Here is a 25,783-nt window from a genome sequence, read left to right as displayed (position 1 = left end):
CACGCCGGGAACGCTGCATGGGCATCGCTCCCGCCCGCGTCGTGCCGGATCACGCGGTACGCAGGGTCAGCACCGTGCGCGTCCCTTCCTGCGGCCGGGAGATGATTTCCAGCGACCACCCCAGGTGATCGCAGAGCCGTGCGATCAGGTCCAGGCCGATCCCGCCGCCGGCACGGTCGCTGTCGCTGCGCGCCAGCTTCGCGTAGATCGCGCTGATTTCTTCCGGCGTCATGCCGTGGCCGGGGTCGTCGATGATGACGGTGCCCGGCGCCTGGAGCTGGATGACGATGCGGCCGCGATCGCTGTTCTCGATGGCGTTGCGCAGCAGATTGCCAATGGCCGCCTGCACGATGGGCAATGGCGCGATGATGTCGCAGCGTTGCAATGGGCCGACGACGAACGCGAGGTCCTTGTCGCGGGCCAGGTGGCGATGGTCATCGACGATCTCTGGCAGCAGCTCGTCCAGCGCGAAGCGTTCGCTTGCGCCGGTCAGCCGTGCGGGGTCCTTGGCCAGCACCAGCAGCAGTGAAATGAGTTGTTCGACGTCGCGTGCGGTGCGCTGGATGCGCACCAGCTGGTGGCGCGCGACATCGGATGCGTCGGCCCGGGACAATGCGAGTTCGGCGGCACCAGCGATCACCGCCACGGGTGTGCGCAACTCGTGGCTGGTACTGTCGATGAAGGCGCGCTCGCGTTCGACGAATTGCCGGTTCCGCTCCACGTAGGCATTCAGCGCATCGGCGATCACCAGCACTTCCGTGCTCGCGTCATCGGGAACGTCCACGCCCCGGCTCGCCTGGTCGGGGCCAAGGCGGCCGATCTGTTCGGCCACGTGGCTGAGTGGCCGCATGATGCGATTGACGCTCCACGCTACCGCCAGTGCCAGCAGTACCATCAGGGTAATCGCCGATCCGGCGATGGTGAGCGTCATGTCGACCTCGCGCTCTTCCATCGCGCTGATGTCGAGTGAAACGACGAGTGGCTTGCCATCGAATTCGCGAACCAGCACCGCGCGGATCGAGCCGTCCATTTCGATGTCGTCGTGCAGGCCGGGGCCCAGCGCCTGCAAAGCGGGCGGGATCGGATGCCCGGCGCTGCCATCGAGGATCGCGATGGCCCTGCTGTCGATCCAGCGGTAGTCCGGATCGCTGCGACGCCGTTCCAGGAAGTGTTCCAGTTCCGCATTCAGCAGCTGTCGCCACACCATGTGTTCGGCGAATTCGTTGATCACCTGGCCGTGGATGCCAACGGCGATCGTGAGCAGCAGCAGGTAGCCGAACATGCCCAGCAGCATCCGGGTGCGCAGGCTGTAACGACGCATCAGGCGTCCTCCCCGTCGGCAGGAGTGTCGTTCGAGGCGGCATCATCGTTCGAGACTTCCGCCAGCCGGTAGCCCACGCGTGGCAGCGTGTGGATCAGTTTCACCGGGAAGGCGCCGTCCACGCTGCGGCGCAGTTCGTACACGTGCGAACGCAGCATGTCCTTGTCCGGCGGGTCGTCGCCCCACAGCGCCTGTTCCAGCCGATCGCGCGTCACCGTGGCGGGGCTCGCCTGCATCAGCACCTCCAGCAACTTGCGGCACGCCGGATACAGGTGCAGCGGTTGCCCGGCGCGGGTGACTTCCAGCGTGGTCAGGTCATAGCGCAGGTCGCCCACCTGCAGCACGCGCTGGCGGCCGCGGCCACGCGAGCGTGCAAGCACGGCTTCGATGCGCACTTCCAGCTCCGGCAACGCGAACGGCTTGGTCAGGTAGTCGTCGGCGCCAGCGCGGAAGCCGGTGATCTTGTCGGGCAGTTCGTCGCGGGCAGTGAGCATCAGCACCGGCACGTCGCTGTGCGCTTCCTGGCGCAGGCGACGAAGCACCTCCGGGCCTTCCAGTCGCGGCAGCATCCAATCCAGCAGCACCACGTCATAGGCATGGGCCGCAGCCAGGGCCAGGCCGGTCACGCCATCGGGCGCGGCATCGAGCGTGTAACCGCGCGACTCGAAATAGTCGAACAGGTTGGCCACCAGGTTGCGGTTGTCCTCGATGACCAGCACCCGCATTCGTGGAGCCCTCGTGATCTCGCGATGCCGTCAGATGGTGCCGGCGAATGACCGTGCCGGCGAGCGATGGTGGCCGGCCGCGTCGGAATTCGTCAAACCGTGACGACGATACCGCAGTACACGGCTTTTTAACGAAAGCCGAATCCGGCTCCGACCGCTCTCCGACATCGCGGCGCCGAGCATGGCGCAGCCATTCCCGGCGGTGCGTCCCCAAGGATCCTCACATGTCGAGTTCCACCGAAACCGGTGGTGGATTGCCGCTGGCTTCGGGAAACCGGCTCGTCCACGCGGTTGAGCACGTCGCCGCGGATGTGCATCACGTCCTTCCGCGTGCGTTCGATCGCCGCTTTGCGCTGACGCATTTCTGGATTCCGGTGCTGGTACTCGCGGTGGCCACGTGGGTGCTGATGCTGAACCACGCGGACCTGTGGCTGGCGGACCGCATCTACGCTTGGGAAGGTCACAGCTGGCTGCTCAAGCACTCGGTGTTTGCCGATCGCATAATGCATGGGCTGGGGCACGACCTGAGCATTGCGGCATGGCTGGGCGTGTTGGTCGCATGGATCGCCGCGCGCCGGAAAGCTTCGTTGAAGCAATGGCGCAGGCCGCTGCTCTACCTGTTGCTGGCGGTGCTCGTGGCCACCACGACGGTGGCCTGGATCAAGGCGTGGTCGAACATGGATTGCCCGTGGGACCTGACCCGGTACGGTGGTAGCAAGCCGTACGTGGATCTCATCTCCCTGCGGCCGCTGGGCCTGTCGCGCGGGCGCTGCTTTCCGGCCGGGCATGCCAGCGCCGGGTATGCGTGGATGTCGCTCTACTTCTGCTTCCTGCTGGCAAAACCGCAGTGGCGGTTCAGGGGGCTGGCGCTCGGCGTCGGCATGGGGCTACTGTTCGGCCTTGATCAGCAGCTGCGCGGCGCCCATTTCGCCTCGCACGATATCTGGGCCGCGGGAATCTGCTGGATGGCGTCGCTCGGCCTGTACCGATTGTTCCGCACGGATGCACCAGTCCCCGCGCCGGCAGAGACGGACGCCAGCCAGGTTCCGGTCGCGGTGGGAGAAACGAATTGAATGATGTGACTCGGGCGCAGCCGCGCCTGCCGGATCGTCTGGGTCGCCTGCTCGGGTTCCGTCCGCAACTGACCGTCGAAGCGCTGTGCATCATTGCTGGCGTTTTCTTTGCGCTGACCGCGTCCAGTGCGTTCTGGCGCGAAGTCGTGGCAACCGGCGACCTGCACGGTGTCTCCGGTGCGTGGATGGGGGCCATGCTGTTCGTCGCGATTGCGGCAGTGAACACGCTGCTGATGTCGATGCTGCTGTACGGCCGCATGGCGCGTCCCGCGCTGACGGTGCTGCTGCTGGTCACCGCGGTCGCCGCGCATTTCACGGCCAAGTACATGGTGTACCTGGACGACGACATGCTGCGCAACATCCTGCATACCGACGTCAAGGAGTCGCGTGAGCTGATCACGTTGGGCTTCGTGCCGGACCTGCTGCTGTTTGGCGTACTGCCGGTCATCGTGCTGTGGCGCGCGCGCGTGCAGCCACGGCGGACGTGGATGCGCGCCGTGCTGGCGCGTGTCGCCTGCGCGGCGGGGGCGTTGCTAGTGGGCGTAGTGGCGATCGCGGCATCTTTCCAGGGCATCGCCGGGTTCATGCACGGGCATCGCGATGCTCGCCACCTGCTCGCGCCTGGCAACTACCTCGTTTCGCTGGCACGCGTGATCACGCACGACAACAAGCCCGCCGCCAGTCGCCCGCGTACGCCGGTGGGTGCCGATGCCCGCGTGAGCGGAAAGCCCGCCGGCGCGAAGCCGCGCCTGCTGGTGCTGGTCGTGGGTGAAACCGTCCGCGCGCAGAACTGGGGGCTCAACGGGTACGTGCGCCAGACCACGCCGCAGTTGAAGGCGATCGATCCGATCAACTTCATCGACGTCACCGCGTGCGGCTCGGCGACGGAAATCTCGCTGCCATGCATGTTCGCGCCGGTTGGTCGTCGCGATTACGACAAGGAACGCATCAAGCATTCACAGTCGCTGCTGCATGCGCTGGAACACGCCGGCATCACGACGTTGTGGCGCGACAATCAGACCGGCTGCAAGGGCGTCTGCGAGGGGTTGGCGTTCGACGACTTCGAGCACGGCACCGTGCCCGGCGTATGCACGTCCGAAGGCTGCCACGACGACGTGCTGTTGAGCGGCCTGCAGGAAAAGCTCGACAAGCAGCCGGGCGACATGGTCGTGGTGCTGCACCAGCTGGGTAATCACGGGCCGGCCTACTTCAAGCGCTACCCGCCGACCCTGCGTCGCTTCCTGCCGGATTGCCAGACCTCCGAGCTGGGCGAATGCACATCGCAGCAGGTCGTCAACTCGTACGACAACGCGATCCTGGCCACCGACGCCTTCGTCGCCAAAACGATCGGATTCCTTGCCGCGCAGGAAGGCAAGCGAGATACCGCAATGATCTTTGTCTCCGACCACGGCGAATCGCTGGGCGAGAACGGCCTGTTCCTGCATGGCGTTCCTTACGCCATCGCGCCGGAGACGCAGACCAAGGTGCCGATGGTGATGTGGCTGTCGCCCGGAATGAAGGCTGCCCGTGGCATCGATGAATCCTGCCTGCGCGGGGAGGCTCGCAAGCCGGCCACGCACGACAATCTGTTCCATTCGGTACTCGGGCTGCTGCAGGTCTCCACGCGCGACTACGCGCCGGCGCTGGATCTGTTTGCACGCTGCGAAAGGCCGGTAACGGCGGCAGTGCCGACGCCGACACCAGGGCCGCTGACCCGGTAAGCGCGTCAGCTGCGCGCGTTTCCGGTCAGGCGCCGGTATTGCGACATGTGGCGCAGCGCCTTGCGCGGCTGATCGACTTCCTCGAAGAGCAGCGCCAGGTTGTAGTGGGCGTCGGCAAGCGCCGCGTCCAATGCCAGGGCGGCTTCGTAGGCGGCGATGGCTTCGTCCCTGCGCTCCATGTCGTCCAGCAGGACGCCCAGGTTGAACAGCAGCAATGCATCGCGGATGTCGGCGGCGAGCGCCTCCCGATACACCTGCAGGGCGTCATCGAAACGTTGCAGCTCGTGCAGCAACCGGCCCAGGTTGATTCGCGCGTCAAGGCGGGCGGGGTCGGCAGCAATCGCTTTTCGATAGGCCTGAACGGCGCTGTCGGCATTGCTGCGCTCCAGGGCGATGCCGTGGGCGTGCCAGTCCGCTTCGTCTTGTGTCGTGGCGTCTTCTTTTGCCAGTGCAGCAACGGGCTCGATCACCCGCAACGAACCTCGCGCCGGATCGCCTTCGAACGCCAGCAGGTACTGCCCCGATTCCGCCTGCCAGCGACTGCCGCCTTCGCGCACGACCACCTGGTCGGCAAACGCACCGATGCTCAATCCGGACAACGGCATTTCGTCGGGAAGGCGTGCTCGCAGCTCCTTCAGTGACCGCAGGATGCGTCTATGCGACACATTCGCCTTCGAAAGCGCTTGTGCGGTGCGCAGCACGATCAGGTCCTGGAAGGAGAACAGGAATGCGTTGCGCGGCCCGCGCGCCGGCGAGACGAAGCCCGCCGCAATCAGCGAACGGATGGCGCTGCGTGGCAGCCGAAGCAGTTTTTCGACATCGCGCACACCGTATTGATGCATGGGTGCGTGCGGTTCCTACTTCGTGCGCTTGGCGGCCTTGCGGCGCGGGGCGGCATCGGCGTCCTTGCTTGCATCGGATGCGGCCTGGCGTGCCGGCTTGCGTGCTGGCTTCGCCTTTTCCGCAGTGGTCGCCTTGCCAGCAGCAGGGACTGCGCCTTTCTTCTCCAGGCTCGCGCGCAATGCTTCCATCAGGTCGATGATCTGCGCGCCGCCGCGCTCGGGTGCCTCGGCCAGGGTGATCTGGTGGCCTTCCACCTTCTTCTGCACCGCGGCCTCGATTCGCTCGGCGACGTCGTCCTTGTAGGCGGAGGGGTCGAAGGTGCTGGAACTCTGCGAGTCGATCAGCTGCTGCGCCAGTTTCAGTTCGGCGGCCTTCACTTCGGTGCGGGGAATGTCGATCTCGCTGATCGCGCGGACTTCGTTGGCGTACAGCAGTTGCTGCATCACCAGTCCATCTTCCACCGGCCGGATCATCACGATGTAGCTCTTGCCGCGCGTGGCCCAGTGACCGATCGCGCAGCGCTCGGATTCCCGCAACGCCTTGGCGAACAATGCATAGGGTTTGGCGCCGCCCTTGTCGGGCGCGATGTAGTACGCCTTGTCGAAGTACACCGGGTCGATGGCACTTATCGGCACGAACTCCACGATGTCCGCGCTATGCGTTCCGACTTCTTCCATCGTCTTGAGCTCGTCCGGCGTGAACATCACGTACTGGTCCTTGGCGAACTCGTAGCCCTTGACCATGTCGTCGCGACCGATCGGGACATCTTCCTTCGCGCAGAAGTACTGCTGCCTGACACGCGAGCCGCAGGTCTTGTGCAGCAGGTTGAAGGAGATGCCGCCCCTGGACTCGGTCGCCGAGTACAGCTTGACCGGGATGGCGACGAGACCGAAGGAAACGGTGAGCGATGCGATCGAACGTGCAGCCATGACGGCTTCTCCGATGTTGTCGTCATGACCACCGTGTCGCGCAGGTCTGCGGTGGGGATGCAGGCTGCTCACTTCGCCGGTATGACGGCAGACGATTGTCCAGACCTTACTGCTTTCCGAGGATCTTCAGGATGTCCTGTTTGCGGGTGAGGGCGTCTTTCCAGCGATCGCCTGCGCGCGAGAGGTGCTTTATAGCATTGGTCATGCGGAAATCCAGTGGATGTGCGTTGGCCAGTTCGTCCCATGTCAGTGGCATGGAGACGGGTGCGCCGGCCTCTCCGCGGGGGGAATACGCCACGTTCAAGGTCTTGCCACGAACGTTCATGTTGTGGTCCATGAAAATCTTTCCACTACGTTTAGGGACGCTCCACTCCATCGTGATGTCCTTGGGGTGCTTGCGCATCAGGTGCCGGCTGACCAGTTCGGACACTTCGCGGGCGGCGTCGAAATCGATGGCCCGCCTGATCGGAACGAAGACGTGCAGTCCGGTCTTGCCCGAGGTCTTCACGATCGCGTCCAACCCCATCTCCTGCAACAGGCCACGCAGGGCGAAGGCGATCTCCTTGCCCTTCTCGAAGGCGACCGTGTTGAGTTCAGGCTCCGCGCCCTTGGCCTCCTTGCCGGAATAGATGTACGGGTCGATGTCGAAGACCACGTAATCGGGATAGTTGAGCACCGAGGCTTCCAGCGACTCGAGCGAACTGGCGTAGTCGGTGGATGTCGACACCGCATCCGCGGCGAGCTTCGCGCGCGAATGCCACACGTGGAATTCCAGTGTTCCCGATTGAGCCAGCCACAGCAGCGTGGGCAGGTTGTTGCACAGCAGGTAGTCGTGTTCCTCGTCCTTGTGTCCGGAGAACACCGTGATGGTCTGGGTGAACGTTGGACGTTCCTGCGGCCAGTGCTTCTGGAAGAAACGCTGCCCGGTGATCCCGTCTGGCATGCGGATCATCGTCAGCGGGCGATCGGCAAGATGCGGCAGCATCAGCGGCGATACCTGCGCGAGATAGCGCAGAAGGTCGCGTTTTGTCAGTGGAGGCTGCTGCAGGGATTCGTTCGCTGGCCAATACACGCGATCGAGGTGGGTGAGGCGGATCCTGTGTGCTCCGATGACGAGGTCGAAGCTGCTCTTCGCGGTGTCGAGCTGCTCGATGACCTGCGTGATGTCGTCGTGCGACGCAGTGTCGGGGCGGTCTCGTCCGACCGCCGAAAGATCTTTTGCATCTTCCGCCTTCGCCCGCGAGCGCTTGGCGACTTTTACGGGAACATCGGAGTCCGGCGTTGCCGCCGTCAATCGCGCGACCTTCGTCGCATCGACATCGTCACGCAGCCGCAGGAACACCGGCGAACGCAGGTGTTCATCGTCCGTCCATTGCTGGAAGCTGACTTCCGCGACCAGTTCCGGACGGACCCATGTGATCGCGCCGCTGACGCCGGGCGCCTCGGTGAATGGGCGCGTCTTCGTGCGTAGCGGTTCGAGCCGTTCCTGCAGCTGCGCCAGGATGCGGTCGTCCAATCCCGAGCCCACGCCCGAAGCAAATCGCAGCGCGCCATCCTGCCAATAGCCCACCAGCAGTGCCCCCAGCGCGGCACGCGAACCCTTTCCGCGTGTGTAACCGCCGATCACGAATTCCGCGCTCTGCAGCGGTTTCACCTTCAGCCAGGTCGACGATCGCTTGCCTGCCTCGTAACGGCTGTCCAGGCGTTTGCCGATCACTCCCTCGAAGCCGCTGGCCAGCGCCGCATCGAACATCGCCTTGCCGTCGCGCTCACCATGCACGAGTTGCACGAGCGGGGAGGGCAGCAGGCACTGCGACAGATAGCGACGCCGGTCGCGATACGGCCGCGACCGCAGGTCGACGCCTTCGAAATGCAGCAGGTCGAATGCGAAGAACACTGTCGGTACCGTGCGATCCGCATTGGCGATATCGACGGCTGATTTCAGCTGGAAACGGTTCTGAAGTGCATTGAACGACGGTCTGCCTGCCGAGTCGAACGCCACGATCTCGCCGTCCAGGATCATTCCACCCGCGGCCTGTTCGCCCAGCTCGGCGGTCAGTTTCGGAAAAGTGCCTGCCAGTTCCAGGCCACGTCGTGAGCGCAGCTTCACACCGCCCGCGTCGACGAAGGCAAGCACACGATAGCCATCCAGCTTGGGTTCCCACATCCAGTCGACATGGTTGAATGGTGCATCGGCGATATCGGCCAGCATCGGCGACAGGCGCGATGGCATCGGACTCGCGTCTCCCGTCGGTGCCAGTACCGACGCCGGCATGCGATGCGCTGGTACGGACTTGAGATCCTTCACCAGCAGTCCGGACAGTACCGAGCGATTGCGCGATGTGACGTCCGACTGACTCACGAACCGGTCGCGATGCTTGATCAGCAGCCACTGTTTGGCTTCCTTCGTGCGTACCAGCGCGAACGAACCCTTCAGCTTTTCGCCCCGCAGCTGCAGGCTCAGCTTGCCGTTGGCCAGGCCGTCGCGCACGCGCTGCTGCGCCTGCTCGCGATCGTGAAACCAGGTTCCGTCCTCGTCCGGGCTGTAGACGCCGCAGTCCCAGACGATCACTTCGCCGGCGCCGTACTGCTTCGGCGGGATCACGCCCTCGAATGACGCGTAGTCGTAGGGATGGTTCTCCACGAACACCGCCATCCGCTTGTCCGCGGGATCCAGCGAGGGCCCCTTCGGCACGGCCCACGAGAACAGCACGCCGTCGCATTCGATCCGGAAGTCATAGTGAAGTTGCCGTGCCGCGTGCTGCTGCACGACGAACAGCAAGGGCCCGGCGCCCGGCACCGGCTCGATGGGCGCCGGCTCGGGGGTGGCTTCGAAGCGACGCTTGGCGGAATATTCGCTGAGCTTGGCCATCTCACTACCACCAGGGCGGACCAATGACAGCACCACGGTTGCTGGCGGGCGCTAGCGGTTACGCGTTCAAGGAATGGAAGGGTACCTTCTACCCCGACGCCATCAAGCCCGACGCGATGCTCGCGTTCTACGCGCAGCACCTGCCTGCCGTCGAGATCAACAATACCTTCTACCAGATGCCGCGTGCGTCGGTGCTGGAGAACTGGGCCGCGGCCACGCCCGCGGGCTTCCGGTTCGCGATCAAGGCGTCGCGCCGCATTACCCATGATGCGCGGCTGAAGGCCGACACCGCGGCCGATTCGGTCGACTACCTCTATCGCGTCCTGGCCACGTTGGGCGACAAGCGCGGGCCGGTGCTGTTCCAGTTGCCGCCATTTCTGAAGAAGGATCTCGTGCGGCTTGGGGAATTCCTGCGCATCCTGCCCGCAGATCATCGCGCGGCCTTCGAGTTCCGCCACGCCAGCTGGTTCGATGACGACGTCTACGCCGCCCTGAAGGACGCGGGTGCCGCGCTGTGCCTTTCCGAACGCGAGGACGATCAGCCACCACCGCTCGTCGAAACCGCATCCTGGGGCTACGTCCGCCTGCGGCTGGAGGAATACTCCGACGCGGATCTCGCGAAGTGGGCGCAGCGCCTGGCGGCCACGTCTTGGGACACAGTCCACGTCTACTTCATGCACGAACCCACCGCGCCAGGATATGCCCGCGCGTTGCTCGGGCATGCGGCACCACCGCAATCCTGAGGCCGCTCGTCATCGCGACGCCCTCGCAAGGAACCTGACAGATGGCCGCAACACCGATCACCATTGCAATCGATGCCGCCGAGTCGGTGTCCGGCCTGCTGCTGCTTCCAGCGCAGGCGCGTGCCTGCTACGTGTTCGCGCATGGTGCGGGCGCAGGCATGGCGCATGCGTTCATGGAGGCCGCCGCGCAAGGGCTGGCGGCACGCGACATCGCCACGCTGCGTTACCAGTTCCCCTACATGGAACGGGGTTCGAAACGCCCCGATGCCCCACGCGTTGCGCATGCCGCCGTGCGCGCCGCGGTCGCGGAAGCCGCGCGCGTCATGCCCGGATTACCGTTGTTCGCGGGTGGCAAGTCATTTGGCGGGCGGATGACGTCGCAAGCACAGGCCGAGATCCCGTTGCCTGGAGTGCTCGGTCTGGTGTTCTTCGGATTTCCGCTGCATCCCGCGGGCAAGTCATCGGACGAACGCGCCGCGCACCTGTCCGATGTCGCCGCCCCGATGCTGTTCCTGCAGGGCACGCGCGACGAACTTGCGGACCTCGCGCTGCTGCAGCCCGTGGTCGCGGGCCTGGGCAAGCGGGCGACGCTGGAACTGTTCGAAGACGCGGATCACTCCTTCCACGTGCCCGCACGGTCTGGAAAGAAGGATGCGCAGGTGCTCGACGCGCTGCTCGACGCGATGAGTCGTTGGATCGCGGCGCATTGAACCGCGGCGCTTCGATCATCTGCCCAGGCCGTGCGGCTCGATGTATCCCGTGGCGATCCCGACGACGACGAGCAGGATCAGCGCGATCGACAGCGCGATGCGACGCGTGAGCGCGTTCACCGTGCGTCGCGTCGTGCCCATGTCGACCAGCATGTAGTACAGGCCGGCACCGAGGTTGTAGAAGATCAGGCCGAGGAAGCCGAGGACGATCAGCGTTTTCATGGTGTCGCTGCCTTGAGCGGTTGGGACGGCGCGCGACCGGCCAGCCAGCGCCAGCGCACGAGCAGGGCCACGGTCATCACCAGCAGGAACAGGCCGTAGGCGACCGAGGTGGCGAGGATCTGCTTCCACATGGCGCCGAACCGCGTGTCGGCATTGACCATGCTCCAGTGCATGCCCGCGAACGCGGCGACGGTTGCGAGAACCAGGCTGCCGGTGTCGAAGGCCGTCCGCGCCGGCCCGCGGGGTGCTCGTGGATAAACCCAGAACAGCACGGCAAGGATGGAAAACCAGGGTAGGAACAGGATCAGGGCAAGGTTGAATTCGACCTGGGGGTTCACGGATGGCCTGCAGCGTCTATTGGGGTGGCGTCAATGCTAGGTCGACCGGATCAGTTGTCATAGAATCAATTTGCGGAAGAAAAACCATATCAGTTGCACCCGGGGCGACCCGGACGGACGGGGAGACGGCATGAAGCGCTACCAGGCCCTGGCCGAGGACATCGCCGCGTCCATCCGCACTGGCGTGCTCAAGCCAGGCGAGCGCCTGCCGTCCGTGCGCCAGGCCAGCGCTGCGCGCCAGCTCAGTCCGGCCACCGTGTTCGAGGCCTACTACCTGCTGGAGGCGCGCGGACTGGTGCAGTCGAAGCCGCGCTCCGGCTACTACGTCGCCCGTTCCCTGCCGCGCCTGCCGCCGGAGCCGGAGGCCGCTTCACAGCCCGATGGACAATCGCGCGATGTCGATGTCAGCGAGCTGGTGTTCGAAGTCCTGCAATCGGCGATGGCGCGCGACGTCGTTCCGCTGGGATCCGCGTTCGCCAGTCCGCTGCTGTTTCCGCTGGACCGCATTGGCCGCGCGATGGCGACTGCGGCGCTGCACCTGGACCCGTGGAGCACCGTCGACGACCTCACGCCGGGCCTGGCCGCGTTGCGGCGCCAGATCGCGCTGCGCTACCTGATCGACGGCATGCAGGTAGGTGTCGACGAGATCGTGATTACCAACGGCGCGATGGAAGCGCTGAACCTGTGCGTGTCGGCGGTGACGAAACCCGGTGACGCGGTGGTGGTGGAATCGCCGTGTTTCTACGCCGCGTTGCAGGCGCTGGAGCGCAACGGGCTGCGCGCGGTGGAAGTGCCCACGCACCCGCGCGAAGGAATCGATCTCGACGCGCTCGAACTGGCGATCACGCGGCACACACCGCGCGCATGCTGGTTGATGCCGACGTTCCAGAATCCGCTGGGCGCGACGATGCCGGAAGAACGCAAGCACGCGCTGGTGGCGCTGCTGGCCCGGCACGACATCCCGCTGATCGAGGACGATGTCTACGCCGAGCTGCATTACGCAGACAAGCGCGCGTTACCGGCCAAGGCCTTCGATCGCGACGGGCGGGTGATGCATTGCTCGTCGTTCTCCAAGAGCCTCGCGCCGGGCTATCGCATCGGCTGGGTCGCGGCGGGACGGTACGCGCAGGACATCGCGCGGCGAAAACTGACCACTACGTTGAACACCAATGTGCCGGCGCAGATCGCATTGGCAAAGTACCTGGAAAGCGGCGGATTCGACCGCCACCTGCGGCGCCTGCGCAGGACGCTCGCCGGGCAGCAGGAGCAATACATCGCCGCGATCGCGCGCACCTTCCCCAAGGGAACACGGGTGACGCGACCGGCAGGCGGCTATTTCCTCTGGCTGGAGCTGGCCGACGGCACCAATGCGCTGCAGCTGCATCGCGAGGCATTGAAGTTGGGCATCAGCATCGCGCCCGGGCCGATCTTTTCAGCGAGTCGCGGCTTCGGCCACTGCCTGCGACTCAATTGCGGGCATCCGCTGGATGCGCGCGTCGAAGCTGCACTGTCGACGCTGGGACGGCTGGTCGCGCACGGTGCTGCAACGGTGGACTGAGTTCTGCGACATCGTGTCGCAACATCACGTCACGCAGCAGGCGCGTTTCCGGTCACGGCCGCGCGCAGTCCGGTTTTACAAACTCCGCGTCCGGGCTCACGCACAGGTCGAAACGCTTCGGCAATCCGACCACTTCGCGGGTATCGCCTGGCGCCATCGCGAACTGCTCGATCGGATGCGCCCTGCACCCGCCATCGCGCGTCGCGCACTGCGTCGGGAACAGCGCGTAGTGGCATTCGCCGCTGCGACTGCTGACGCACTGGAACCGTGCGACACCCAGTCGGACGCGCGTCTGGGTGAGGAGTTGGTCGACACCATCGACGCTGGAGCGGGTGATGACGGTGGTGCCGCCATCGTCGCACCCGAACAGGGAGAGTGCGAAATACAGAGCTGTCATGAGGTTGCGCATCGGACACTTCCTGGTTGCGCGGCGTGCAGCCGCGGGCCGGCGAACTTGCGTGGAGCCGCTTTCGCGGAGATGTTCGCGAGGAACTACATGTGGCGGAACAGCGTCATGAAGGGCTGACTGACGGTGAGGGTTTCGGGGCGGTCCTTCAGCCGGACCGTGCCCTTGCCGCTGTCGTCGCGCACGATCAACGCGATTGCCTTCAGGTTGACGATGGTCGAGCGGTGGATCTGCTTGAACACGCTGGCATCGAGTACCGCCAGCAGTTCGCGGATGGGTGTACGCAACAGCGCTTCGCCCTGCGCGGTGACGACGGTGGTGTACTTGTTGTCGGCGCGGAAATAGGCGACGTCGTCGATCAGGATCAGGCGCGTCTCGCGGCCGGCACTGGCGGTGAGCCAGGTGAGCGGCGGTGCCTGTGTCTGTGCGCGTGGCAGTGACTTGCCCAGCTGTTCCAGCAATTGCGCCAGCGCGCCGGCGTCGTGGTTGCTACTCGCCATCCGCGCCTGCAGGCGCTGCACGGTGGCGGCCAGGCGCTCGGGTGCGATCGGCTTGAGCAGGTAGTCGATCGCGCCACGATCGAAGGCGTCGATGGCGTACTGGTCGTAGGCGGTGACAAAGACGATCTGCGTGCGCGGGCTGGCTTCCGTGGTGGCGGCCGCAACTTCAAGCCCACTCAGGCCCGGCATGCGGATGTCGAGGAAGGCGACGTCGGGTTGGTGCTGCGCGATGGCTTCCAGCGCACTGGCGCCATCCTCGCACTCGGCCAGCAGGTCCAGTTGCGGCCATGCCTTGGCCAGCTGTTCGACCAGCGACTGGCGCAGCAGTGCTTCGTCTTCGGCCACGATGACGGTGGGATCAGACATGGTTGCGGTCCGGGGTAAACGGGGCGACGGTGGAAGCGGCGGCTGTTGGAGCGGCTGCTGCTGAAGTAGGTGCGGTCGAAGCAGCCGCTGCACTGGTCGGCGCCGTTGCCGGCACGACCGCAGGCACCGTGATCGTCGCAGCGACGCCGCTGGGGAAATTGGCGACCACGGCCAGCGACGCCTGCATTCCGTACACCAGCCGCAGCCGCTCGCGCACATTCGCCAGGCCGATGCCGGTACCGCTGCCGGTGCTGTTGAAGCCCTCGCCGTCGTCGGCGACCGTGATCGACACTGCACCCGCGTCTTCGCGCGCCAGGATCCACACGTTGCCGCCGGCGGTGCGCGGCTCAAGGCCGTGCTTGATCGCGTTCTCCACGAGGGTCTGCAGCATCATCGGCGGCAGTTTTGTCGCGCGCAGCGATTCGGGCACGTCGATCTTCAACGCCAGGCGCGGGCCCATGCGGATCTTGAGGATTTCCAGGTACGCCTGGGCGCGCTCGAGCTCCTCGCCCAGAGACGACAACTCGTCCTGCGTGCGCGGCAACGAATGGCGCAGGTACTGGATCAGGTGGCCGAGCATCTCGTCGGCACGGGGCGGATCAGTGCGCGCGAGATACTGCGCGCTGGCCAGCGTGTTGTAGAGGAAGTGCGGTTCGACCTGCGCATGCAACAGGTTGAGGCGGGCCACCGTGAGTTCCTTCTCCGTCGCGGTCTGCTCGGCGGCGTCGCGTTCATTGCGGCGGCGCTCGGCGACACGGCGGGTGATGGCGCGGGTGATCGCGTTGGCGTTCTCGAGGTTGGTGCCATCGTCGACACGGAACCAGTCGCTCCACGCGCCGCTTTCCGGTTCGCAGATCAGGGTGACGCTGCCGGTGCCGTTCACGGGAGTAACCGTGGCGAGGATCTGGTTGCGCGTGCTGCCGAACCAGTACATCGGGTGGAAGCGTCCGAATGGCTGCTCGCCGCCGTAAGTGACAGGGCGCTGCACTTTCGTGCGCACCTGCAGGCTGTCGCGCGCGCTTTCTATCTCCTGCGTGCGCGGAAGTTCGCGGATCGCTGCGTCCAGCAGGTCGAAGGCCTCGCCGGCTTCGAACGGAATCTCGATCTGTCGGCGCTGGCGGTTGCCGAGCGCCTCCTGCTCGGAGCCCGCGATCAGTCGCACCCGGCGCAGGTGCGAGAACGCGCTGGTGACGACCAGGCCGAGGGTGAGGAAGGTGAACAGCACGATCGGCAGCTCGAACTGACCGAGAAAGGGGATCTCGGAATAGAACGAGGTCAGCAGGATGAGCGCGAGCCCCCAGGCGATTGCAATCCGGGCGACGAAGAAGATGTTTCGGAGCATGGTCGGTCCCGGTCGTCGTGGTTGCGGCGAAGAATAGCGGGCGGTGATCGGGTGGGAAGCGGGCTTGCGACGGAACACGGGGTCCGGGTGACGAAACAGCCGTAGCCGCGACGAAGCTGGCTGGGGTGTCGAGCCGCGCGGCGCCCGGTGCGCCGAGGCCCCGACAGGTGCCATTCCGGGCGTACGCAGCCAGATCCGCAACGGCCGTCGATCCGGGCATGACTTCTGGCGGTCGGTCGACCCTCGGATAGCCGTCACCATCGACCCATTCCACTCACCTTCGGCTTACGGGACCGGCTATAGGGTCGCCTGAGCCCACTACGCACGGGACATCGCATGCGTCGCACCTTGGTCACTGCTATCGCGCTGGCGCTTGCCGGCACCGGCCCCGTCCTTGCGAAGCCGGCATCGGGCAGCGCGCCCAGCACGGCACCGGAGATGAGGGATGCGACCACGCAGCTGCCTCGCACCGTGCGTCCGACCCATTACGACCTCACCGTGGTGCCGCACGCCGATTCGATGCGCTTCGACGGGCATGTCGCCATCACGCTCGATGTGCTCGAACCGACCACCGCGATCACGCTGAACGCGGTGGACATGGTGTTTGCCAACACCACGCTGGCGGGAGCGTCGCGCAGCACGCTTACACCGGAGGTATCGATTGACGCCGAAGCGCAGACCGCGACATTCGGCTTCCGCGAGCCGCTGGCACCGGGCCGCTACACGTTGACTACCGACTACACCGGGAAGATCGGCACGCAGGCCAATGGCCTGTTCGCCATCGACTACGACACCAAGGCCGGGAAGAAGCGCGCCCTGTACACGCAGTTCGAGAATTCCGATGCGCGCAAGTTCATGCCGTCGTGGGACGAGCCCAACTACAAGGCCACGTTCACGCTGACCGCCACCGTGCCGTCGAACCAGCTGGCCGTCAGCAACATGCCGGCCGTGGCAACGAAGGACCTCGGCAACGGCACCCGGCAGGTGAAATTCGGCCAGTCGCCCAGGATGTCGACCTACCTGCTGTTCTTCAGCGTGGGCGATTTCGAACGTGCCGCCACCAAGCTGGGCAATACCGAAGTCGGCGTCGTCACCCAGTCCGGCCTGGTCGACCAGGCAAAGTTCGCGCTGGAGTCCTCCGTCGACGTGCTGCGCGAATACAACGATTACTTCGGCACGCCCTATCCGCTGCCGAAACTCGACAACGTCGCTTCGCCCGGCAGCAGCCAGTTCTTCGGCGCGATGGAGAACTGGGGCGCGATCTTCACCTTCGAACACACGCTGCTGCTGGACCCGACCATCTCCACCCAGTCCGACAAGCAACGCGTGTATTCGGTTGCCGCACACGAGATCGCGCACCAGTGGTTCGGCGATCTGGTGACGATGAGCTGGTGGGACGACCTGTGGCTCAACGAAGGCTTCGCCACATGGATGGCGGGTCGCACCACCGCGAAGCTGCATCCGGAATGGAACACGAAGCTCGGCACCGTGAACGGACGCGAGAGCGCGATGTCGCGCGACGCGGTGGCGTCCACGCATCCGGTGGTGCAGCACGTGGAAACCGTCGAACAGGCCAGCCAGGCATTCGATTCGATCACCTACCAGAAGGGCGGCGCGGTCATCCGCATGCTTGAGGGCTTCGTCGGCGAGAGTGCCTGGCGCGAGGGCGTGCGCAACTACATGAAGGCGCACGCATACGGCAACACGGTGTCGGACGACCTGTGGCGCGAAGTGGAGGCCGCGGCGGGCAAGCCCATTCTCGACATCGCCCACGACTTCACCTTGCAGCCCGGCGTGCCGCTGGTCCGCGTCGAATCCGTCGCGTGCGACGGCAACACGACCACGGTGAAGCTGACGCAGGGCGAGTTCACCAAGGATCGTCCCGACAAGCAGCCATTGCGATGGCGCGTGCCGGTGATCGCGCAGGCTGGTGGCGAAACGGTGCGCACGGTGATCGAAGGTGGTTCGGCGACACTCGACCTGCCCGGTTGTGGTCCGGTGATCGTGAATGCAGGGCAGAGCGGCTACTACCGCACGCTGTATTCACAGCCGCAGTTCGCGGCGATCCGCAATGGTTTCGCCAAGCTCGATCCGATCGACCAGCTTGGTCTCATGGGCGATGCGTGGGCGCTGGGAATGGCGGGCTTGCGCCCGGCGACGGACTACCTGGAGCTCGCCCGGGCGACACCGGTCGATGCCGACCCGAAGATCTGGGGCGACATCGCCGACCAGCTTTCCGGCCTGGATGACTACTATCGTGGTGATACGGCGCGGCAGGAGAAATTCCGCGCGTTCGCGATCCGGACGCTGTCGCCGGTGTTCAAGCGCGTGGGCTGGGAAGCGAAGGCGGGCGAGGCCGATCCGGTCGCCATCCTGCGCACGCAGCTGATCGGTGTACTGGCTTCGCTCGGCGATGCCCCGGTGATCGAAGAAGCACGTCGTCGGTATGCCGCGAGTGCCACCGACGCCGATGCCATGCCCACCGCGTTGCGCAAGACCATCCTGGGTGTCGTCGCCACGCACGCCGATGCTTTGATGTGGGACAAGCTGCATGCGGCCGCCTTGGCGGAAACGACGCCGCTGGTGAAGGATCAGTTCTATGGCCTGCTGTCTTCGGCCGAGGACCCCGCGCTGGCGACGCGCGCACTGGAGCTTGCGTTGTCGCCCGAGCCCGGCGAGACCAACAGCGCGAGGATGATCTCGATCGTCGCCAGCCACCATCCGGAACTCGGGTTCGACTTTGCCGCCACGCATCGCGAGCTGGTCGACACCAAGATCGACACGACGTCCATCAGTCGCTATTACCCGGGATTGGCGAGCGGTTCGCTGGATCCGGCGACGATCGAAAAGCTCCGGGATTTCGCGGGCAAGCACATCGCCGCCAGTTCCCGTCGCGCGACGGACACGGCAGTGGCCAACATCGAGTACCGCATCAAGGTGCGCAGCGAGCGCTTGCCGGCGATCGATGCCTGGCTGGACAAGCACGGCTGAGCCCTGAGACAGCCAGAAAAAGCCCCGCACTGGCGGGGCTTTTTTGCTGTTGCATATCCTGCCGCGACTCAGAAATGCGTTGAAGCGGAAACCAAAAAACGACGGGGCAAACGCCCCGTCGCTTCATGGCCTCACGGCGATGACATTACTGCTTGGTCGGGATATTGACCTTGTCGATGCCATGGATGACGCCGTTGCTCGAACCGATGTCGGCCGAGGTGACCACTGCGCCGTCGATGCTGACCTTGTTGTCGGTCAGCTTGATCGGAGCCGATTGGCCATTGAGCGTCTTGGCTGCGTCCCACTTGCCGATGTCGGCCACCAGCTTGTGGCCCTTGACGAGGTGGTAGTTCAGCAGCGAAACGAGTTCTTCCTTGTTCTCCGGCTTGAACAGGTTGTCCAGGCGGCCGGCCGGCAGCTTTTCGAACGCCGCGTCGGTCGGGGCGAAGATGGTGAACGGACCCGCGCCGCGCAGGGTGTCGCTCATGCCGGCGGTTTCGATGGCCTTGCCGAAGGTCTTGAACGAACCATTGGCGGCGGCGGTATCAATGAGGTTGGTGGTGCTGGGGGTGCTGGTCATGGTGCTCATGTAATGAATGCCTTTTTTTGATTGATTCGCGGATGTGCGAAATAGAGGGCGGCCGAAGCCGTGGCTCCTGCGAGTGGCAGGAACGCGAGGCTCAGTGCGGAGGAGTGAGGGGGATTGCAGCGCGGCTGAGTGGCCGTTACGACGAGTGCGTCGTAGTGCGAGCGCAGCTTGCGCCTATTGCCGTTACTTATTCGTGATCCGGCGTGCGATCGACATGAAGCGGTTATCCGGGGTTGTGCATGGCGACTGATCACATCGACTCGACAAGACCTTCGGTCCGAAAGTGCGGAGACCCGAGTGCGAATGATGTTAGGTTGGGTGTGCCGTAAGGGCACGCGGAAACGTTCCAGTCGGATCGCACCAACCGGACCGCATCCGCTCAAGTCGGAACTTCTGATGTATCCCGTCAAGAATCACCGGGTCGTTCGCCAGAGCGCGGCCTTGGCTGGAGGCAATCGTGATCGCGGCGCCATCGAGGCTGCGGAAAACGAGGGCTGGCCCCTTCCGTGCGCACATGCAGCGTTGGTGTTGAACCGCCACGTCAATGGCAACATGCCGATAAAGTTGTCGCGGCGCCATTCCTATCCGCGCTGATGCGCGACGCGAACCCGTTGGTCGACACTGGTCGGCGCGCAAAGAAAAAGCCCCGCATGAGCGGGGCTTCTTGCTGCTGCAGGTTGAACCCGTGGCTTATGCCTCGACTTCGTCCTTGTACGCATCCACCGGGATGCACGCGCACATGACGTTCTTGTCGCCGTAGACGTTGTCGACGCGCGCGACCGGCGGCCAGTACTTCTGCAGCTTCAGGCTCGGCAGCGGGAACGCGGCGAGCTCGCGCGGGTAAGCGTGGGTCCATTCGCTCGCGGACACGGCCGTCGCGGTGTGCGGGGCGTGCTTGAGCGGGTTGTCCTCGCGGTCCAGGCGGCCGTCTTCGATCGCACGGATCTCGTCGCGAATCTGGATCATCGCGTCGATGAAGCGATCGAGTTCGTGCTGCGACTCGGACTCGGTCGGTTCGACCATCAGCGTGCCGGCGACCGGGAAGCTCAACGTCGGCGCGTGGAAGCCGAAGTCGATCAGGCGCTTGGCGACATCTTCGGCCGAGATGCCCGTGCTGTCCTTGAGCGGACGCAGGTCGAGGATGCACTCGTGCGCCACCAGGCCATTACGACCGGTGTAGAGCGTCTCGTAATGCGGCGCGAGGCGCTTGGCGATGTAGTTGGCGTTGAGCAACGCAACCTGCGTCGCCTTGCGCAGTCCTTCCGCACCCATCATCACGATGTACATCCAGCTGATCGGCAGGATCGATGCGGAACCGAAGCTGGCCGCGCTGACCATGCCGACGTCGCCGTTGCCCACGCCCTGCGTGCGCAGGCCGTCTTTGCCCAGCGCACGCGGCAGGAAGGGCGCGAGGTGCGACTTCACCGCGCACGGGCCGACGCCCGGGCCGCCGCCGCCGTGCGGAATGCAGAAGGTCTTGTGCAGGTTGAGGTGCGAAACGTCCGAACCCCACTTGCCCGGCTTTGCGACGCCGACGAGGGCGTTCATGTTGGCGCCGTCGGTGTACACCTGGCCGCCGTGCTTGTGGATGATCTCGCAGATCTCGACGACTTCTTCCTCGAACACGCCGTGCGTGGACGGGTAGGTCATCATGATCGCGGCTAGGCGGTCGCTGTACTTCTCCGCGTTGCGACGGATGTCGTCGACGTCGACGTTGCCGTTGCTGTCGGTCTTGGTGACGACGACGGTCATGCCGCACATCTGCGCCGAGGCCGGGTTGGTGCCGTGCGCGGAGTCGGGTATCAGGCAGATATCGCGGTGGGCTTCGCCGCGCGAGCGGTGGTACGCACGGATCGCCAGCAGGCCGGCGTATTCGCCCTGCGCGCCGGAGTTGGGCTGCAGGCTGACGGCGTCGTAGCCGGTGCACTCGACCAGCATCGCTTCCAGGCCGTCGATGAGTTCCTTGTAGCCCAGCGCCTGGTCGGCCGGGGCCAGCGGATGCAGGTTGCCGAATTCCGGCCACGTCACCGGGATCATTTCCGCGGTGGCGTTGAGCTTCATCGTGCACGAGCCCAGCGGGATCATGGTGCGATCCATCGCCAGGTCCTTGTCGGCCAGGGCACGCATGTAGCGCAGCAGTTCGTGCTCGCTGTGGTGCGTGTTGAAGACCGGGTGGGTCAGGAAGGCGCTCGTGCGCTTGAGCGTGGCGGGCACGGCGTCGGCGGTGGCGGCATCGAGTGCATCGATGTTGGACGCATCAGCGCCGAACAGCGATGCAAGCGCGGCGACGTCGTCGCGCGTGGTGGTTTCATCGAGGCTGATCGTCACGCTGTTGCCGTCGAGCGCACGCAGATTGAGCTTCGCGGCCTTGGCTTTCGCGTGGATCGCGGCGGCATCGATGCCGGTGACGTGCAGGGTGTCGAAGAAACCACCGCCCACCGCCACGCCGGCCTTGCCCAGCGCCGCCGCCAGGATCGCAGCGAGGCGATGCGTGCGCTGGGCGATGCGGGTCAGGCCTTCCGGGCCGTGGTAGACGGCGTACATCGACGCCATCACCGCCAGCAGCACCTGCGCGGTGCAGATGTTGGACGTGGCCTTCTCGCGACGGATGTGCTGCTCGCGCGTCTGCAGGGTGAGGCGGTACGCGGCCTTGCCTTCGGCATCGATCGACACGCCGATGAGGCGGCCCGGCATCGAGCGCTTGTAGGCGTCGCGGCAGGCCATGAACGCGGCGTGCGGACCGCCGAAACCGAACGGCACGCCGAAGCGCTGCGAATTGCCGACGACGATGTCGGCGCCCCATTCGCCCGGTGCCTTGAGCAGGGTGAGCGCCAGCAGGTCGGTGGCGACGGCGACGAGGCCGCCGCGCGCATGCACTGCATCAGCCAGCGCGGCATGGTCGTTCGCAGTGCCGAAGGTGTTCGGGTACTGCAGCAGCACGCCGAAGGTGTCGAGGTTCAAAGCATCAGCGTCGTTGCCGACGACGACTTCGATGCCGAGCGGTTCGGCGCGGGTGCGGATGACTTCGATCGACTGCGGGTGCACGCCGTTCGACACGAAGAAGGTGTTCGACTTCGACTTGCACGAACGCTTGGCCAGCGTCATCGCCTCGGCGGCGGCGGTGGCTTCGTCCAGCAGCGAGGCGTTGGCGATCTCCATGCCGGTGAGGTCGGCGCACATCTGCTGGAAGTTGATCAGCGCTTCCATGCGGCCCTGCGAGATCTCGGCCTGGTACGGCGTGTAGGCCGTGTACCACGCCGGGTTCTCGAGGATGTTGCGCAGGATGACGTTCGGCGTGTGCGTGCCGTAATAGCCCTGGCCGATGTAGGACTTGAACACCTGGTTCTTGTTGGCGACCGCGCGGATCTTGGCGATGGCTTCGACTTCAGTGATCGGTGCCGGGAGTGCCAGCGGATTGCCCGACTTGATCGACGAGGGAACGATCGCGTTGGTCAGCGCATCCAGCGAGTCATGGCCGACGGCGCGCAGCATGTGCGCGATCTCGGCGTCGTTGGGGCCGATATGGCGCTCGAGGAAGGCGTCGTGGTGCTCAAGCTGTTGCAGGCTGGGCGCGCGAAGCGAAGCAGGGGTCTGGCTCATCGAAGGGCATCCGGAATTGGCTTGGTGAAAGCCGGGCGTGCGGGATCGCACGTTGGAGTGCCCCTCTGTCCTTTTGCCTGAGAGTTTGGAAGCGCGTGGGAGGGGGAGGGAATCCCGTTGCGCTTCTTGCCCCTTCGGCGCCGGTTCCTGCCATGCCTCCATGCCGTTAATGGCGGGGGCGGAGCAGGTCGGTCTCTCCAGAGTTTTTCGCGACACGGAGGTACGTGGGCCTGAGCGATTCCGGGCGGTTGCGCCTTCGGCAGCGGCCGTTCCCATCCAGGGACTGGCGCGCTTCTCCCACCGTGTGCGTGGAACGGGAATTATAGCCGCCCGAGGGCGGTTGCCGGTGCCGTCCCGTGCAGCCGGATCAGCAGGCCGAGACCGCCCACGTCGGCGTGCGCAGGGCAGCAGGCTGCCTGGCCCTGCTCGTCCTGCCGGGTCCGCGTGTTCAGATTCGATCGACCGCCCCGTACCATGGCCCTTCCGCCCCGGAACCCCGGGTGCGCAGATTCCAGCCGTGGAGCGGATCGATGATCGAGCAGCAGGTCGTGCCCGGGGCCCCAGCCGAGCCGGCGCCCCTGGAGGCGGTCGCGCCCATGGCACCCACCACCGTCGACGAATTGTCGCCGAAGACGCAGGCCGGCATCCCGTGGGTACTGCGGGTCTGGAAGCGCATGCGGCGCGAACCCAGCCTGTTGTTCACCGTCGCCTATGTCCTCGTCTCGTTCCTCGGCCTGTGGGCGAACTTCTGGTTCTATCGGGGTTTCGGCTTGCCGATCCTGGAATACATGCAGCCCAGCGACTACCTGGTCGCCGGCCTGCGCGATCCGACGTATGCGGCATTGCTGGCGGTTTCGATCGTGTTGACGGTGTTTATCTCCGGCCCCGACATCTACCGTCGCCACCACCCGCAGCGCGTGGCGGAGTTCCGGCGTCGCTGGTGGGGCCGCCTGGTGTTCCCCGAAAACCGCTGGCTGCGATGGAAGGGAATTGGCATTGCGCCGGAGACGGGCGTGGCGTTCGCGGTGTTCTGGGGAATGTTGTGGATCTCGGCCGGCTACGTGCAGAAGCTCGGCGACCGGGTCCGCGCGGACCGCGCGGGAACGAAGGTGAGTGTCACCCTGGCTGGTGCCGACTCACCGCTGCCGCAGGTCGCGCGCCTGCTCGGCACCAGCAGTGCGTTCGTGTTCCTGTGGTGGCCGCAGTCGCGCGTGTCCGAAGCGATCCCGATCGAGGGCATCGCCCGGTTGCAGTCCGTGCCCGTCGCTCCCGCGGCCTTGGTGCACCCGGTGGCACGTGATGCCGGCCCTTCGGTCGTTCATCCCGCACGGGTGGATGCCGCGGCAACCGTTTCCTCCACGGCGGAAACGGCGGCGGACTCCAGCAAGACTGGCACGCCCGGCGAAATCAGATAGACCCGCGATCGATCCCCGGTCGAAGGCGAAAAAAACTCAGGTCGGAACCAGCAGCGCAGCACCCGGATCGTCCGGCTCGGGCGTGTCTGCGGCGGCATGCACCTGGTTGCGACCATTGGCCTTGGCTTCGTACAGGGACTGGTCGGCACGCTTGATGACCGCTTCGATGCAGCTGGCGCCCTGCGAACAGGCTACGCCGATGCTGATGGTCGGCTCCACGACGCCGTCCCAGTCGCCGGTGAGCCGGATCGCGCCGACGCGCTCGCGCAGGCGCTCGGCCAGGATCGCGGCGCCGGCACGGGTGGTGTTGGGCAGGAGGATGGCAAATTCCTCGCCGCCGAAACGGCCAAGCACATCGGAATCGCGAAGCTCCCGGAGCAGGGCATCGGTGATCGATTTCAATACCTTGTCGCCGACATCGTGGCCGTGGGTATCGTTGACGTCCTTGAAGTGGTCGATGTCGATCATCAGAACCGACAGCGGAAGTTCGTAGCGGCTGGCGCGCGCGAACTCGCGCTGCGCGGTCAGCAGCAGGCTGCGGCGATTGCGCACGCCGGTGAGCTCGTCAGTCATCGCCTGCCGGCGCAGCTCTTCCTGCAGGCGGTAGAACTGGGTGAAGTCGGTGGAGATGCCGAGCAGCGAAGCGACATCGCCGCTGGCGTCGCGTTGCGGGATCTGCACCACCCAGAAGTGGCGCGTCTCGCCCTCGGGCGTGATGCTGACTTCGTTGCCGGATTGGGTTTCGCCGGTGGCGAAGACCTTGTCGTCGAGCACGCGCCAACCGGCAGCGAGCTCGGGTGCGACCAGTTCCTCGTCGGTGCGGCCGATGAGTTCCTCCGGCGAGCGATCGACCAGCGCTGCCATCTTCGCGTTGGCGTAGCTGTAGCGGCGCGCGCGGTCCTTGACGTAGATGCAGGCGTCGACGTTTTCCAGCAACGACTCCAGCAACGCGTTCTTCTCGCGCAGGTCCGCTTCCAGGCGCTTGAGGTGGGTGATGTCGGTGGAGACGCCGGCGACGCCGGTGATGCGGCCTCCTGCGTCGCGCACGGGCGCCTTCACGCTGAAGTAGCTGCGGGTCGGGGCATCGGGCATTGCGAGGTGTTCCTCCGTTTCCAGGCGGACGCCGGCGTCGATGACGGTGCGGTCGTTGCGCCAGATCGCTTCGGATCGCTCGACATCCCAGAAATGCGTGTCGTCGGCACCGACGACCTCGCCCTTGCCCGCGCCATACAGTCGATGCACCGCACGATTGGCGAAGGTGTAGCGGCCGGCGAGGTCCTTGGCGTAGACGAACGCCGACAGCTCATTCATCGCGGTGCGCAGGATGCGCAGTTCCGCGATGAGCTTCCTGAGCCGGTTTCGCTGGATGGACATCGTCGACAGATTGATCGTGGGGTGGTGGAGCATTGATGACGATCCTGCGTAATTTCGTGACGCACGTGGCAGAAGTGCCGGCAGGCAATGCCAACACGATGCAACGGTTGCCTGACAGTCAGCCCGAACGAATTTTTACTGAGGG

21 protein-coding genes and 1 riboswitch are annotated in these 25,783 nt (G+C 65.3%); of the genes, 8 read left to right on the top strand and 13 right to left on the bottom strand.

Annotation, left to right across the window (positions count from 1 at the left end; all coding sequences use genetic code 11):
* Window positions 1-49 precede the first annotated feature (49 nt).
* Both ACYVD7_RS12855 and ACYVD7_RS12850 read right to left on the bottom strand, forming a co-directional pair.
* Complete coding sequence (locus ACYVD7_RS12855) at window positions 50-1,324, bottom strand: sensor histidine kinase (RefSeq protein WP_460764234.1); 1,275 nt, start codon at window positions 1,322-1,324, stop codon at window positions 50-52.
* Window positions 1,321-2,046, bottom strand: a complete 726-nt coding sequence (locus ACYVD7_RS12850) for a response regulator transcription factor (RefSeq protein WP_460763886.1) — start codon at window positions 2,044-2,046, stop codon at window positions 1,321-1,323. Before ACYVD7_RS12850 ends, ACYVD7_RS12855 begins: the two co-directional genes overlap by 4 nt.
* A gap of 47 nt (window positions 2,047-2,093) precedes the next feature.
* Here ACYVD7_RS12850 and ACYVD7_RS12845 point away from each other — a divergent pair, with 47 nt between their 5' ends.
* Both ACYVD7_RS12845 and ACYVD7_RS12840 read left to right on the top strand, forming a co-directional pair.
* On the top strand, window positions 2,094-3,119 hold the full coding sequence (locus ACYVD7_RS12845; RefSeq protein ID WP_460763883.1) for a phosphatase PAP2 family protein: 1,026 nt from the start codon (window positions 2,094-2,096) through the stop codon (window positions 3,117-3,119).
* A gap of 5 nt (window positions 3,120-3,124) precedes the next feature.
* Window positions 3,125-4,840, top strand: a complete 1,716-nt coding sequence (locus ACYVD7_RS12840) for a phosphoethanolamine transferase (RefSeq protein ID WP_460764232.1) — start codon at window positions 3,125-3,127, stop codon at window positions 4,838-4,840.
* 5 nt (window positions 4,841-4,845) lie between these two features.
* On the opposite strand, the gene ACYVD7_RS12835 is transcribed toward ACYVD7_RS12840, so the two are convergent.
* The 3 genes from ACYVD7_RS12835 to ligD all read right to left on the bottom strand — a co-directional run bounded on the left by ACYVD7_RS12835 (window position 4,846) and on the right by ligD (window position 9,484).
* The gene (locus ACYVD7_RS12835; RefSeq protein WP_460763880.1) at window positions 4,846-5,682 is read right to left on the bottom strand and encodes a tetratricopeptide repeat protein; all 837 of its coding nucleotides are present in this window, start codon (window positions 5,680-5,682) and stop codon (window positions 4,846-4,848) included.
* Window positions 5,683-5,697: 15 nt separating this feature from the next.
* The gene (gene ku / locus ACYVD7_RS12830; RefSeq protein WP_460763878.1) at window positions 5,698-6,612 is read right to left on the bottom strand and encodes a non-homologous end joining protein Ku; all 915 of its coding nucleotides are present in this window, start codon (window positions 6,610-6,612) and stop codon (window positions 5,698-5,700) included.
* A 106-nt stretch (window positions 6,613-6,718) separates the two neighbouring features.
* Window positions 6,719-9,484 carry a DNA ligase D gene (gene ligD / locus ACYVD7_RS12825; protein WP_460763875.1) on the bottom strand — a complete coding sequence of 922 codons (2,766 nt, stop codon included), beginning with the start codon at window positions 9,482-9,484 and terminating at the stop codon, window positions 6,719-6,721.
* A gap of 23 nt (window positions 9,485-9,507) precedes the next feature.
* Between ligD and ACYVD7_RS12820 the strand changes: the two genes are divergently transcribed.
* Together ACYVD7_RS12820 and ACYVD7_RS12815 are read left to right on the top strand one after the other, a co-directional pair.
* Window positions 9,508-10,227, top strand: coding sequence for a DUF72 domain-containing protein (locus tag ACYVD7_RS12820; protein ID WP_460763873.1), 720 nt, complete (start codon window positions 9,508-9,510; stop codon window positions 10,225-10,227).
* Window positions 10,228-10,268: 41 nt separating this feature from the next.
* Complete coding sequence (locus ACYVD7_RS12815) at window positions 10,269-10,937, top strand: alpha/beta hydrolase family protein (RefSeq protein WP_460763870.1); 669 nt, start codon at window positions 10,269-10,271, stop codon at window positions 10,935-10,937.
* 15 nt (window positions 10,938-10,952) lie between these two features.
* Here the strand turns inward: ACYVD7_RS12815 and ACYVD7_RS12810 are convergent, their stop codons facing one another.
* Together ACYVD7_RS12810 and ACYVD7_RS12805 are read right to left on the bottom strand one after the other, a co-directional pair.
* Entirely contained in the window at window positions 10,953-11,159 is a 207-nt protein-coding gene (locus ACYVD7_RS12810; protein ID WP_460763867.1) for a DUF2909 domain-containing protein, read from the bottom strand.
* Window positions 11,156-11,497, bottom strand: coding sequence for a hypothetical protein (locus ACYVD7_RS12805; RefSeq protein ID WP_460763865.1), 342 nt, complete (start codon window positions 11,495-11,497; stop codon window positions 11,156-11,158). Before ACYVD7_RS12805 ends, ACYVD7_RS12810 begins: the two co-directional genes overlap by 4 nt.
* A gap of 130 nt (window positions 11,498-11,627) precedes the next feature.
* Between ACYVD7_RS12805 and ACYVD7_RS12800 the strand changes: the two genes are divergently transcribed.
* Window positions 11,628-13,055, top strand: coding sequence for an aminotransferase-like domain-containing protein (locus ACYVD7_RS12800; RefSeq protein ID WP_460763862.1), 1,428 nt, complete (start codon window positions 11,628-11,630; stop codon window positions 13,053-13,055).
* Between the two features lie 52 nt (window positions 13,056-13,107).
* On the opposite strand, the gene ACYVD7_RS12795 is transcribed toward ACYVD7_RS12800, so the two are convergent.
* The 3 genes from ACYVD7_RS12795 to ACYVD7_RS12785 all read right to left on the bottom strand — a co-directional run bounded on the left by ACYVD7_RS12795 (window position 13,108) and on the right by ACYVD7_RS12785 (window position 15,669).
* A complete protein-coding gene (locus tag ACYVD7_RS12795; protein WP_460763860.1) occupies window positions 13,108-13,464 on the bottom strand; it encodes a hypothetical protein in 357 nt (118 codons plus the stop codon).
* An 83-nt stretch (window positions 13,465-13,547) separates the two neighbouring features.
* Entirely contained in the window at window positions 13,548-14,327 is a 780-nt protein-coding gene (locus ACYVD7_RS12790) for a LytR/AlgR family response regulator transcription factor (protein ID WP_460763857.1), read from the bottom strand.
* The gene (locus ACYVD7_RS12785; protein ID WP_460763855.1) at window positions 14,320-15,669 is read right to left on the bottom strand and encodes a sensor histidine kinase; all 1,350 of its coding nucleotides are present in this window, start codon (window positions 15,667-15,669) and stop codon (window positions 14,320-14,322) included. The genes ACYVD7_RS12790 and ACYVD7_RS12785 overlap by 8 nt, the downstream gene beginning before the upstream one ends.
* Window positions 15,670-16,005: 336 nt before the next feature.
* Here ACYVD7_RS12785 and ACYVD7_RS12780 point away from each other — a divergent pair, with 336 nt between their 5' ends.
* Complete coding sequence (locus tag ACYVD7_RS12780; RefSeq protein WP_460763852.1) at window positions 16,006-18,660, top strand: M1 family metallopeptidase; 2,655 nt, start codon at window positions 16,006-16,008, stop codon at window positions 18,658-18,660.
* 145 nt (window positions 18,661-18,805) lie between these two features.
* Here the strand turns inward: ACYVD7_RS12780 and ACYVD7_RS12775 are convergent, their stop codons facing one another.
* Window positions 18,806-19,240: a fasciclin domain-containing protein gene (locus ACYVD7_RS12775; protein ID WP_460763848.1), complete on the bottom strand. Its 435-nt coding sequence runs from the start codon at window positions 19,238-19,240 to the stop codon at window positions 18,806-18,808.
* A 405-nt stretch (window positions 19,241-19,645) separates the two neighbouring features.
* Between ACYVD7_RS12775 and ACYVD7_RS12770 the strand changes: the two genes are divergently transcribed.
* On the top strand, window positions 19,646-19,843 hold the full coding sequence (locus ACYVD7_RS12770; RefSeq protein ID WP_460763845.1) for a hypothetical protein: 198 nt from the start codon (window positions 19,646-19,648) through the stop codon (window positions 19,841-19,843).
* 96 nt (window positions 19,844-19,939) lie between these two features.
* Here ACYVD7_RS12770 and gcvP read toward each other — a convergent pair whose 3' ends face one another.
* Window positions 19,940-22,849, bottom strand: a complete 2,910-nt coding sequence (gene gcvP, locus ACYVD7_RS12765; RefSeq protein ID WP_460763842.1) for an aminomethyl-transferring glycine dehydrogenase — start codon at window positions 22,847-22,849, stop codon at window positions 19,940-19,942.
* A 55-nt stretch (window positions 22,850-22,904) separates the two neighbouring features.
* Window positions 22,905-23,060: riboswitch (glycine riboswitch) on the bottom strand.
* 385 nt (window positions 23,061-23,445) lie between these two features.
* On the opposite strand from gcvP, the gene ACYVD7_RS12760 reads away from it, so the two are divergent.
* Window positions 23,446-24,264, top strand: coding sequence for a hypothetical protein (locus tag ACYVD7_RS12760; protein WP_460763839.1), 819 nt, complete (start codon window positions 23,446-23,448; stop codon window positions 24,262-24,264).
* 36 nt (window positions 24,265-24,300) lie between these two features.
* Here the strand turns inward: ACYVD7_RS12760 and ACYVD7_RS12755 are convergent, their stop codons facing one another.
* Window positions 24,301-25,671 (bottom strand): sensor domain-containing diguanylate cyclase, encoded by a 1,371-nt coding sequence (locus ACYVD7_RS12755; protein WP_460763837.1) that lies wholly within the window; start codon window positions 25,669-25,671, stop codon window positions 24,301-24,303.
* Between the last annotated feature and the right edge of the window lie 112 nt (window positions 25,672-25,783).

This window comes from Lysobacter fragariae (assembly GCF_054779775.1).
Note: the sequence above shows the minus strand (reverse complement) of the source record. Positions and strands in the feature narration are given on the sequence as shown.

Excerpts from the sequence above, each read along its gene's own strand:
- ACYVD7_RS12850 (WP_460763886.1), bottom strand. The coding sequence starts at position 2,046 with ATGCGGGTGCTGGTCATCGAGGACAACCGCAACCTGGTGGCCAACCTG.
- ACYVD7_RS12845 (WP_460763883.1), top strand. The coding sequence starts at position 2,094 with ATGACCGTGCCGGCGAGCGATGGTGGCCGGCCGCGTCGGAATTCGTCA.
- ACYVD7_RS12835 (WP_460763880.1), bottom strand. The coding sequence starts at position 5,682 with ATGCATCAATACGGTGTGCGCGATGTCGAAAAACTGCTTCGGCTGCCA.
- ku (WP_460763878.1), bottom strand. The coding sequence starts at position 6,612 with ATGGCTGCACGTTCGATCGCATCGCTCACCGTTTCCTTCGGTCTCGTC.
- ligD (WP_460763875.1), bottom strand. The coding sequence starts at position 9,484 with ATGGCCAAGCTCAGCGAATATTCCGCCAAGCGTCGCTTCGAAGCCACC.
- ACYVD7_RS12820 (WP_460763873.1), top strand. The coding sequence starts at position 9,508 with ATGACAGCACCACGGTTGCTGGCGGGCGCTAGCGGTTACGCGTTCAAG.
- ACYVD7_RS12815 (WP_460763870.1), top strand. The coding sequence starts at position 10,269 with ATGGCCGCAACACCGATCACCATTGCAATCGATGCCGCCGAGTCGGTG.
- ACYVD7_RS12810 (WP_460763867.1), bottom strand. The coding sequence starts at position 11,159 with ATGAAAACGCTGATCGTCCTCGGCTTCCTCGGCCTGATCTTCTACAAC.
- ACYVD7_RS12800 (WP_460763862.1), top strand. The coding sequence starts at position 11,628 with ATGAAGCGCTACCAGGCCCTGGCCGAGGACATCGCCGCGTCCATCCGC.
- ACYVD7_RS12795 (WP_460763860.1), bottom strand. The coding sequence starts at position 13,464 with ATGCGCAACCTCATGACAGCTCTGTATTTCGCACTCTCCCTGTTCGGG.
- ACYVD7_RS12790 (WP_460763857.1), bottom strand. The coding sequence starts at position 14,327 with ATGTCTGATCCCACCGTCATCGTGGCCGAAGACGAAGCACTGCTGCGC.
- ACYVD7_RS12785 (WP_460763855.1), bottom strand. The coding sequence starts at position 15,669 with ATGCTCCGAAACATCTTCTTCGTCGCCCGGATTGCAATCGCCTGGGGG.
- ACYVD7_RS12780 (WP_460763852.1), top strand. The coding sequence starts at position 16,006 with ATGCGTCGCACCTTGGTCACTGCTATCGCGCTGGCGCTTGCCGGCACC.
- ACYVD7_RS12775 (WP_460763848.1), bottom strand. The coding sequence starts at position 19,240 with ATGACCAGCACCCCCAGCACCACCAACCTCATTGATACCGCCGCCGCC.
- ACYVD7_RS12770 (WP_460763845.1), top strand. The coding sequence starts at position 19,646 with ATGTATCCCGTCAAGAATCACCGGGTCGTTCGCCAGAGCGCGGCCTTG.
- gcvP (WP_460763842.1), bottom strand. The coding sequence starts at position 22,849 with ATGAGCCAGACCCCTGCTTCGCTTCGCGCGCCCAGCCTGCAACAGCTT.
- ACYVD7_RS12760 (WP_460763839.1), top strand. The coding sequence starts at position 23,446 with ATGGCACCCACCACCGTCGACGAATTGTCGCCGAAGACGCAGGCCGGC.
- ACYVD7_RS12755 (WP_460763837.1), bottom strand. The coding sequence starts at position 25,671 with ATGCTCCACCACCCCACGATCAATCTGTCGACGATGTCCATCCAGCGA.